Annotated in this window: 17 protein-coding genes; all 17 read left to right on the top strand. The window is 29.1% G+C overall.

Annotation, left to right across the window (positions count from 1 at the left end):
* Positions 1 to 83 precede the first annotated feature (83 nt).
* The gene (locus DZ60_RS0109930; protein WP_025741924.1) at positions 84 to 302 is read left to right on the top strand and encodes a DNA cytosine methyltransferase; all 219 of its coding nucleotides are present in this window, start codon (positions 84 to 86) and stop codon (positions 300 to 302) included.
* A 353-nt stretch (positions 303 to 655) separates the two neighbouring features.
* Positions 656 to 1,306, top strand: coding sequence for a recombinase family protein (locus tag DZ60_RS22840; RefSeq protein ID WP_051477621.1), 651 nt, complete (start codon positions 656 to 658; stop codon positions 1,304 to 1,306).
* 414 nt (positions 1,307 to 1,720) lie between these two features.
* Entirely contained in the window at positions 1,721 to 1,870 is a 150-nt protein-coding gene (locus DZ60_RS25125) for a hypothetical protein (protein ID WP_161634384.1), read from the top strand.
* A 66-nt stretch (positions 1,871 to 1,936) separates the two neighbouring features.
* Positions 1,937 to 2,134 carry a hypothetical protein gene (locus DZ60_RS0109910; protein ID WP_025741923.1) on the top strand — a complete coding sequence of 66 codons (198 nt, stop codon included), beginning with the start codon at positions 1,937 to 1,939 and terminating at the stop codon, positions 2,132 to 2,134.
* A 14-nt stretch (positions 2,135 to 2,148) separates the two neighbouring features.
* On the top strand, positions 2,149 to 2,937 hold the full coding sequence (locus DZ60_RS0109905) for a hypothetical protein (protein ID WP_025741922.1): 789 nt from the start codon (positions 2,149 to 2,151) through the stop codon (positions 2,935 to 2,937).
* A gap of 102 nt (positions 2,938 to 3,039) precedes the next feature.
* Positions 3,040 to 3,984 carry a hypothetical protein gene (locus tag DZ60_RS0109900; protein WP_025741921.1) on the top strand — a complete coding sequence of 315 codons (945 nt, stop codon included), beginning with the start codon at positions 3,040 to 3,042 and terminating at the stop codon, positions 3,982 to 3,984.
* A 222-nt stretch (positions 3,985 to 4,206) separates the two neighbouring features.
* Positions 4,207 to 4,533, top strand: a complete 327-nt coding sequence (locus DZ60_RS0109895) for a hypothetical protein (RefSeq protein ID WP_161634383.1) — start codon at positions 4,207 to 4,209, stop codon at positions 4,531 to 4,533.
* Between the two features lie 52 nt (positions 4,534 to 4,585).
* Complete coding sequence (locus DZ60_RS0109890) at positions 4,586 to 4,954, top strand: hypothetical protein (RefSeq protein WP_025741919.1); 369 nt, start codon at positions 4,586 to 4,588, stop codon at positions 4,952 to 4,954.
* 550 nt (positions 4,955 to 5,504) lie between these two features.
* Positions 5,505 to 5,729 carry a hypothetical protein gene (locus tag DZ60_RS0109880; protein WP_152537407.1) on the top strand — a complete coding sequence of 75 codons (225 nt, stop codon included), beginning with the start codon at positions 5,505 to 5,507 and terminating at the stop codon, positions 5,727 to 5,729.
* A gap of 55 nt (positions 5,730 to 5,784) precedes the next feature.
* Positions 5,785 to 5,943 carry a DUF1737 domain-containing protein gene (locus tag DZ60_RS24685; RefSeq protein ID WP_081740456.1) on the top strand — a complete coding sequence of 53 codons (159 nt, stop codon included), beginning with the start codon at positions 5,785 to 5,787 and terminating at the stop codon, positions 5,941 to 5,943.
* A gap of 4 nt (positions 5,944 to 5,947) precedes the next feature.
* On the top strand, positions 5,948 to 6,235 hold the full coding sequence (locus tag DZ60_RS0109870) for a hypothetical protein (protein ID WP_025741916.1): 288 nt from the start codon (positions 5,948 to 5,950) through the stop codon (positions 6,233 to 6,235).
* Positions 6,236 to 6,245: 10 nt separating this feature from the next.
* The gene (locus DZ60_RS0109865) at positions 6,246 to 6,674 is read left to right on the top strand and encodes a hypothetical protein (protein WP_025741915.1); all 429 of its coding nucleotides are present in this window, start codon (positions 6,246 to 6,248) and stop codon (positions 6,672 to 6,674) included.
* A gap of 4 nt (positions 6,675 to 6,678) precedes the next feature.
* Positions 6,679 to 7,134 carry a hypothetical protein gene (locus DZ60_RS0109860; RefSeq protein WP_025741914.1) on the top strand — a complete coding sequence of 152 codons (456 nt, stop codon included), beginning with the start codon at positions 6,679 to 6,681 and terminating at the stop codon, positions 7,132 to 7,134.
* A 38-nt stretch (positions 7,135 to 7,172) separates the two neighbouring features.
* Positions 7,173 to 7,415 (top strand): hypothetical protein, encoded by a 243-nt coding sequence (locus DZ60_RS0109855; RefSeq protein WP_025741913.1) that lies wholly within the window; start codon positions 7,173 to 7,175, stop codon positions 7,413 to 7,415.
* 14 nt (positions 7,416 to 7,429) lie between these two features.
* Positions 7,430 to 7,765 carry a hypothetical protein gene (locus DZ60_RS0109850; protein ID WP_025741912.1) on the top strand — a complete coding sequence of 112 codons (336 nt, stop codon included), beginning with the start codon at positions 7,430 to 7,432 and terminating at the stop codon, positions 7,763 to 7,765.
* 4 nt (positions 7,766 to 7,769) lie between these two features.
* Entirely contained in the window at positions 7,770 to 8,237 is a 468-nt protein-coding gene (locus tag DZ60_RS0109845; RefSeq protein ID WP_025741911.1) for a hypothetical protein, read from the top strand.
* A 101-nt stretch (positions 8,238 to 8,338) separates the two neighbouring features.
* Complete coding sequence (locus tag DZ60_RS0109840; protein WP_025741910.1) at positions 8,339 to 8,920, top strand: hypothetical protein; 582 nt, start codon at positions 8,339 to 8,341, stop codon at positions 8,918 to 8,920.
* The last annotated feature ends 192 nt before the right edge of the window (positions 8,921 to 9,112 follow it).

The raw sequence follows: 9,112 nt of genomic DNA, 5'->3' as shown, positions 1-9,112 counted from the left end.
TTACAAAGAACCAAACCGAATCAACAAGAAATCAGAAGAAATAGCATTCTTATAATTACTCCCAATTCTGAAGAAAGTAAATTATGAAGGAACTCGTATTATTAGGCCTGTTTTCTGGTATTGGAGGATTCGCAAAAGGATTAACCCAAGCAGAATTTAGGTTCAAAAAACATTACTTCAGCGAAATTGATTCCTTTGCCATTACAAATTATTCATATACTTTTTACAAAAAAATGAATTCATATGAATTTACTGTTTTAGAAGACTTTGACGAAAAAGAAGATCAAGAAAATCCTTTTTAATTATAGAATCGCTATGAGGCAATTTAATCATTTTGGATGCCTTGATAAATTTGATAGCAATTAATCATTTGAAAAAAAACCACAAATATCTTTTCTTTACTTAACCATTATTAATATAACATTTAAGGATATTACTAAGGATGATATGGAAAGAGTCTAAACTCGTATTGATACTTATCATATTTTCATAATCCACAAACTTGTGGATATTCTATGGATGTTGACTCCCATTCTGGTCATTAAATTGAACGATTAGTTAAAAGCCGAAGAGTAAAACCTACCGAGTTCAATAAAACGGTTCATTTTATAAGTTTATAATTTAACACTTAAATGAACTATTATGTTATTTGGATATGCACGAATTAGTACCTTCCCAAAAGTTTGATTTGCAAATTGATGCTTTGTTAAAAGCAGGAGTAAAAGAAAAGAATATTTATAAAGATGTTTCTTCCGGCGCGAAAACAAATAGAAAAAACCTTGATTCACTTTTAAGTAAGTTACGTGAAGAAGATGTAGTCATTGTTTGGAAGATGGATCGAATCGCTCGAAGTGTTTCTCATATGCTAAAGCTTGTAGATGAATTTGAACAATTGGAAGTAGGATTTAGAAGTTTACAAGAGCCATTTATTGATACAACCTCTGCTCATGGAAAATTTGTGCTTACTATTTTTAGTGCAGTTGCCGAAATGGAGCGCAATATTATTGTAGAAAGAACATTAGCTGGACAGGAAAGTGCCAGAAGAAGAGGTGCTGTAATTGGCAGACGAAAAGGGCTAAGTAAAAAAGCTGAAGCACAAGCCATTTTAGCAGAAAACGATTACCGAGACAAAAAAAATCAGCTTTCTATCACTGAAATTATGAAATTAGTCGATATTAATTCCAAAGCCACTTTATACAAATATTTAGCTCATCGAGGTCGGAGGAATTGTAAGGTTTGCAAAGCGATGTTTTGGGATAACGATCAAGATGTCGATAATGCTAATTGCAAAAGACACATAAAATAATTGGGGTCTATTATAGACTATGAAAATGGAACTACAAAAATACAATATTCTAAAAGGCTCCATTGATTTTCCCATTAGATTAAATTATTGGTTCTATTTAGCATTTGTGTTGTTAGTTGAAAATCAGGTTAATCGCCAGTTTTTTTTGTATTTAATCGAAAAGTATTTGTTTCTGAGGAAAACCGTAAAAACCGTATGGTTTTTTTGTTGAATTTTAGTGAATATGAATTTTGTCATTTGCAATAAAATGATGGCTCTATTTTGTAAATCATTTGCTGAAAAATTTGGAATGGTACCAGATCCTTTACCTCTATTATGTGAAGGATGCGGAAAGGAGTTTCAGAAAAGGGAATCAATAATGAAAGTTATTTATAAAAAACTAAAGTCTAAATAAACGATTCAAAAGATAAAAGAATGACTAATACAAATATTAAAGATGCCGCTAAAAAGATTTTTAATGAAACCATTAAAGACAAACTATCGGTTAAGTTAGACCCCAAAGATGAACACTGTTTAAAAATGGTCATTGAAGATGCTATCAGAATTGGAATCAATACGAAATAGAGTAATTGGTAAAAGTCTAAATAAACCATTCAATAATAAGCAAAATTCATATAAACTATTGATATTATGACAACAGTAGAACAACTAATTAAGGAGTTAGAAAAAATGCCAAGAGATCATTATGTGCTATTAAATAACAATACTAGTAATAGTGACGTTTCCGTCTACTTTAAAGAAATAAGAGTAAAAGAAAAAGAAATGATTTCTCCTTTTAGTGAGAAAAAACAAAAATACATACTTCTTAATCAAGGTGCTATTAACTAAAGTCTAAATAAACGATGGATAAAAATATGATATTTGGAATCGTAATAATTGCAGTCGGCGTTGTAATAATGGCAGTTTTTGGGGCTATTGGCAACTATTATATACAAAAATCTAGAACAGAATCTTCTTTTAAAACCTCTAACAAAATAATAGAATCTCAAGAATCGTTATCAGATAAAATTATAGATAATAACGATAATAATAATAAGGAAATAATTCAGAACATTGGAGACAAGCTGAATGAATCAAGACCAATATTAGACAATCTGGACTTCGAAGCTCAAAGCAGAAAATTCTTCCAAGAAAACGGCAATAATTTCAAGGGATTTGATAGTATTTTTAAATTCGGATATTATGGAATACATCAACAAGATAACTCACAAAAACCTTTCAAAAAATCGTTTGGAGCAATTGAAACAAATGAGTTTATAGATTTTTCTAATATATATGTGGATGATAAATATGAACATGGTTTTAATTCAAAAATTGTTTTAGAAATTAGCAGCCAAACTATCAGTGGGTACAAAAGAAAAAGTTTTCATGAGACAGCAGGAGTTTTTTTTCATGAAAACTTTACTCGCAAACTTCAGGTAATGATGACAACTAATTACGGTTCACCTAAGTATCAATTATATACAGTAATTATAACTTTAACGGATAGTTTGCCTTTTAATTTTGTTGTAGGTCCCATAGATATACAAGATCTAAGAAAGATGGAAGTATATCATAATGATAAAATATTTGACTTTGAAAAAAAATATCAAAACCAGCAAATAAAAATAGATAAATCAAATAAGCCATAACCATGCATACAGTCAAACAAATTCAATCCGCAATTGCTACCATAAATGGTATGATTTATAATTCAAGTACCTTAAGAAGAAATTTTGAAGTCTAAGTAAACGATGAATATTGCAAGAGATAAATTAACAGGAGAAGAGATAGAAGCTGAGGAATTAAAACTTCTAATTTCTGTTGAGAAAGCAAATTATGAGTGTATTGATGTGAATTGTAGAATTCGATTAATACCATGTTCTTTTGAAAAACATCATAAACCAAGACCGTATTTTAAAACTGAACAAGGGGTCACTCATACACTTGAGTGCACTTTTAGTCAATATACGGAGCTTCAGAATCAATCTAGAATTATAGATGTTAGTGTAAACGGGTTGTTTCCTGTTCCATACCCAAGTAAGTTGGTTAAGCCTTCGAGGAAAACTATCAAAACAAATAAAGAAGAGAATGATCATTTGAATCCTAGAATTATTAAGAATGTTAGAGGTGTAATTGATAATCTTCAATCTGAAGAAAGAAAAAGAAATAGGGTAGTTACTGCTTTGGGACAAATTGTTGATTTCTATCTAAATTTCCCAAACAACCGAGACAATTCTCTGGAAATTTTGAATATACATTCAGAATATCGATTTTTATTTAAAAGAATCAAGGGAAAAAGTGAAGGGCAGTATAAAGGGAGAAAAATTTATTTTGGTAGAGTTTCTTTGAGCGATGATAATGTTATCGAAAGAGAGAATCGATTATTTATTCAACTTTATGAATTTGACAAGTGGATTAAAAATGATGAAAGAAATGAGCCTAAAAATAATTATACTATTTCAATTGACTTGATTCAGTTAAGTAATCATAAAAAGACGAAAATTCTCAATGAGCTTGTCTTTGCAACTATTGAACAAAAAAATGATGAGGATGAAGAGACTAAAAAGAAAGCATATATTTTCTTTCTGGGAGATCCGCCTAAAGAAGATACTCCATACTTATTTACTGTTTATGAAAACTATGTAGTATGCCGTTATGATGAAATATTACGAACAGGACGTCGTGTTAGATCTTGATAGAATTTAATTTAGTTATAATTTTATCATTCTATAATATATCGATTTGTAGAAGGGTTAAAAGAATGGAAAGATAGAAAACAATTTATACTTAATTAAAAGTTCAATAAACCGATGATAAAATCCATCTTTCACATAATTATAATAGCATTTTTTTTGACCTCTTGTAATGGACAAAATGTAGAAAAAGATAAATTGACCAATAAAACTTTAAAGACTAATATGACTGACAGCAATTTTGAAAGTATAATAAAAAAAATAAAAACTTCAGACATATACGAAAACCCAAATAATTGGAAAGCTCGTGGACTAAATCCGTCTGAACAATCAGTAATTTTGATTCTCAGAAAAGCTACGAATGACTTCCTTAAAAAACTTGAAAAGATTTATAATTCAAAGGAATCTTCAGAAACTAAGCTCAAACAAGTTTCAAATATTGTCGATGAACTTCCATGGGACGAATTGGATACTGAAGAAAAAGAATTTATTGCAGAAGAACTTGCACCAGCGATTCAAGCCTCAGGATTTGATCCATGGACGATATTCTAAAAATAAAAAAGTTCAATAAAATGATTCTATATTAACTCTTAAAACAAATATAATGGATATATCCTTTTTATTATCAGGGCTAACTAAAATATTAGGACCGATTGCAACTTTGTCAAAAGACCGAAGGGAATTAAAAGATACGGCTTTAAGAGCTATATCTATGGCTCTTAATGAAACTCAATTATATTATAGAGACTTGGGTAAAGGGAACCATAGAAACGATGAAAGAGAAAGTCTGTTAGTAAAATATTGGTCTGCAGCGGCAATACCCCTAAGACATTTCGACATAGATCTTGCCGAAAGGTGTCAAGGTAAATCAGAATATTGGCTTAGTCCAGAAAATTACGATGATAATCAAATAAAAGAACTTGGAATAGATTTAGATACTGTTAACAAAGCATATAAAAAGCTATTACGTTAAGTTCAATAGAAAAAATAAAAGTCTAAATAAACGATGATATTAAAGTTATTGAAAAAGCCATATGTAGTATTTTGGAGTTTTGTTCCTTTATTATTGCTTTTATCATTTTATCAGGAAGATCAAACAATAGACATTAATATACATGACACTTATTTTGTAATTTCCCAAAAACAAATACTAGGACTCTTAAGTGGATTTTTTGGGTTCACAGGACTGATTTATAAGATCTTGGATAATTTTAATTTCAACACTTTAGTTTCACTAAATGCATTGCATCTTATTTTTACTGTTGGTATTATATTGGCAAGTAGTATTAGAAGGCTTTTAACAAATCTTTTTTTAGGTAATAGTTATTATGTCAACACTTATGTTCCTGATTCATCTATATGGATATGTGTTATAATCATAATCGCAGGACAAATTGCTTTCATAATAAATATTATTTTGTCAATGTTGAAAGGAAGAAATTATAAAACTAAAGCTCAATAAAACGATGAAAAAGTTTGAAATAAAAGACAAGTTAACAAATAGAAATATACATAGTAGGTATATGATAAACAATTTACTTGTTGGAATTGAAGGAGCCTTAAAGCTTAATGAAATTATATCTAATATAGATATAGTAAACAAATTACAGTCTTTCAAAAAAGATTTACTAAGTATAGAATGCCCAATTAATTCGGTACCAAAAGCAGTAATATTAGAAGATCAACAAAAGGCGTCTTTTATCGGTAGTCAAGCATATATTTTAATAGCAAACTATCTAGATGAATAAAATAAATAAAACATACGTAAAGTCTAAATAAACGATAATCTTAAAACCTAAAATTATGAACAAGTATAGTGTGGTAATGGAAAAAGATATAGCAAGATTCCATGAAGAAGTAAATGATTTAATTAATGATGGTTGGGACTTACAAGGTGGTGTTTCTCATAGTAATTCACCTAATGGAATTATCTTTCTTCAAGCAATTACTAAAGTTCAATAAAAGGATGGAAACAGAATATAGATTAGAATATAGTGAAGCACAGCAATGGTTAAGAATGGATAAGGGTTCATATACGGAAGGCACAAACGGTTTTGTAACAATTAAAGACAATTGTAATGATGACGAATGCCATCTTATAGAGTGTTTTTTATACAGAAATGAAATACATGGTCCTTTAACAGAAAATAAAAGGAATTATACAACTGTAGATGTTCTTAGAGCTGTCAATGAACTAAATGATTTCAGAAAACACCTAAATCGATTTAATTTTAAAATAACAAAGTCTAAATAAACGATAACAATTGAGTAAAATAGATAAGTATTTTTATAAATGGGATTCTTCTAGATTAGAATCCATTGTTCAGTTAGGCGATTCCAAAAAAGAGCTTTTGTCTTCTGGTTTAATCAAAGACAACTCTGTTGACAAAAAAGAAAATGAATATAGTGGAATTAATGGTGAGCCATGGAGAATAGACTTTTTTGAAGGCGTGGTATGTAAAGTTTGGTACAATAGAGAAAGTTCATTCAAAATAAACAATACAGAACTGATAGGAGAAGAATTTGTATCTATTCAGGAAATTATAGAAAATAACTATGAAAATCTCAACGATAAAATAACAAGCGTACAAGAAATGAATTTATATAATGATTCAGATATACTTTATATAATATGTAGAGATTTCTTTGTTACATTAATTGCGGTCATTAGACCAATAATCAAAGTTCAATAAAACAATGAAGAAATATACAATTTTATTGATATTACTAATTTTACATCTTGGAGCATTTGGTCAAGACTCTTTAAAGGTATCTAATAAAGAAAAGGATTCTTTAGTCTACAATTTTGGTGATGTTGAAATTTCACTGGAAAAAGAGATTAAATGTAAACGTAAAAAAGATTCTCCTAAAGAATGTGCTAGAAAAGCTGTAATACGACATTTTAATCTAACTTTTAATACTGAAGTTATTTCTAAATTGGGGTTACTTTCAGGAACTTATATTATTAATAATTCAATAAGCGTGGATGAAAGAGGAAATCTCTTAGCCTATGATGCAGAATCAGATTTAGAAGGTTTGGAAAAAGAAGCACTAAGAGTACTTGCGACACTACCAAAAATTTTCCAAGGCAGTTTTAATGGAAAGCCAATAGTCGTAAAACTTGATTTTCCAGCTACCCTTCGAGTACAGTAACAAGTTCTATAAGTTCAATAAAACGATGAACTTAAGTCATGAAATTAGAAAATTTAATAAGGCTCTCTTACGGTGAATCAGATCATATTTTTTCAGGACACTCTTACGATACCGAAAGAGCTGCAAAGTCTTTGGTAAAGTGTAATGAATTAGGAATAGGAAAACAAGAATTTATAGATATGCATAGAGCCTATTTAAATTCACGAAATTGTTCTGAAGCTCACATCACTGAACAAATAAAAAGAGTAAGTGATATAAATTACTATTTCAAAAGAGATTAAAATATAAATAAACGATGACTAAGGAATATTATCTGCTTATAGGGGTTGTGATTGGAGGCCTGATTTCTTTGCTTACCAATTTAATAAACCAAAGATATATCAATAAAAGGGAGACTAATAAATTGGCGTTAGAAATGGCTAAAGAAGAATACCAAGCAATAATTAACCTTTATAGTAATATACCGGGTACTATTATTAGACCTCTGGAGACTTATATTACGTATTATCTTAAATATGTTAAGATTGTTAGTAGAAAATCGTTTAAAATCCAGGATTTAGACAAAATAAGGATTTATAGAGAAGAACTTTTCGAATACTATGATCAGGAATACAAAAATAAAGTTCAATAAAACGATGGAAGAAGTTATAGTTAAAATTATAAGTGCTTTAGATATTGATGATATAAAAAGTACTATCCTTAATAAACTAAAAATGGACAACCCCAATGTTTCTTATACTTCAGATATAAATAAAATTCTTTCACCAAGAAAAATTCAACCTTACTTGGAATTTGATAATAGATTAGGGTACTTTTTAAAAAATCAGACAATTAAGATTTCTATCATCGTAAGCGTCGATAACATAAAAAAACTCATTTATGAGCATGTTAAAAATGAAGTGTATAAAACAGAGCCCCCAAAAGGATTCCATTATGGTATGAGTAATATGGAGGCACAAGCTTATGCGCCAACTTATAGTGAAGAAGAAATTAAGCAAAAAGAACTTGAAATATCTAAAGAAAGTAACAGAATTTATTCAGATTTGAGCAAATCAATGCTCGAAATGGAAAATTCATATGGAATTCAAATAGAATATAATTAAAAGTTCAAATAAACGATTAGTTATATGGAATTTAAAACACATATATTCTTTTTCTTTATTCCATTATTAGCTATAAGTTCACCATAAGACATAGAAAATAAATGTTAGATAAATTAAAGAAAAGTATTAACAAACAAATCCCTGAGTCTTTAATCCTTGATTTTGCTATGCTAAAAGGATTGGAGGCAAAAAAATCAGATAGATATAAAGCAAGTGCAGAATTATCGATTCATTCTAAAATAGTTCAAAGTGACTTATCCTTACTGATTTTGAATTATAAATCTGCCGATGAGGAAATAGAAAAGAAATTTTATTCACGAATTTCTGCCATTATTGTATTTGAATATTTGTCTGACGTAAATTATTTGCTTGGAAATAAGTTAAGAAAGGAACTTATTAAAAATGATATGACTGAACTTGCTGAAGTCTCAAAATCTATCAATAAAGAATTCAGCGATTTTAAAAATGAAAACCTTAATACCTTTAAATATATTAGAAATGAACTTGGTGCACATAAAACAAAGAATACTGAGATCTTAATAAAAAGTGTGTTCGAAATTGACGATGAAAAAATAATGGATTTAACAGCAGACGTTGTTCTAATCAACAATAAGTTATTTAGACTACTGACTCAGGTTAGCAATGCAATATCTGAATACCACAAGTTAAACGGAACTTTATAAAACACCTACAGCTAACATTGACTTCTTCTATGTAAAGCCTTTTCCTAAGGATAGGGAGTATTATATCTGGCTTTTTACCTAGCGAATTTTGTACAGGAAAAATTCGTACCCTTTTAATCATTCCGTATTCCCTTCTATCCTTGCTTTAACACGATTTCCACGTCACTTTTCACTTCCAAGAACTCAAAAAAC

The organism is Aquimarina pacifica (assembly GCF_000520955.1).
Lineage (GTDB): Bacteria > Bacteroidota > Bacteroidia > Flavobacteriales > Flavobacteriaceae > Aquimarina > Aquimarina pacifica.
This window is presented reverse-complemented; position numbering and strand designations above follow the sequence as displayed.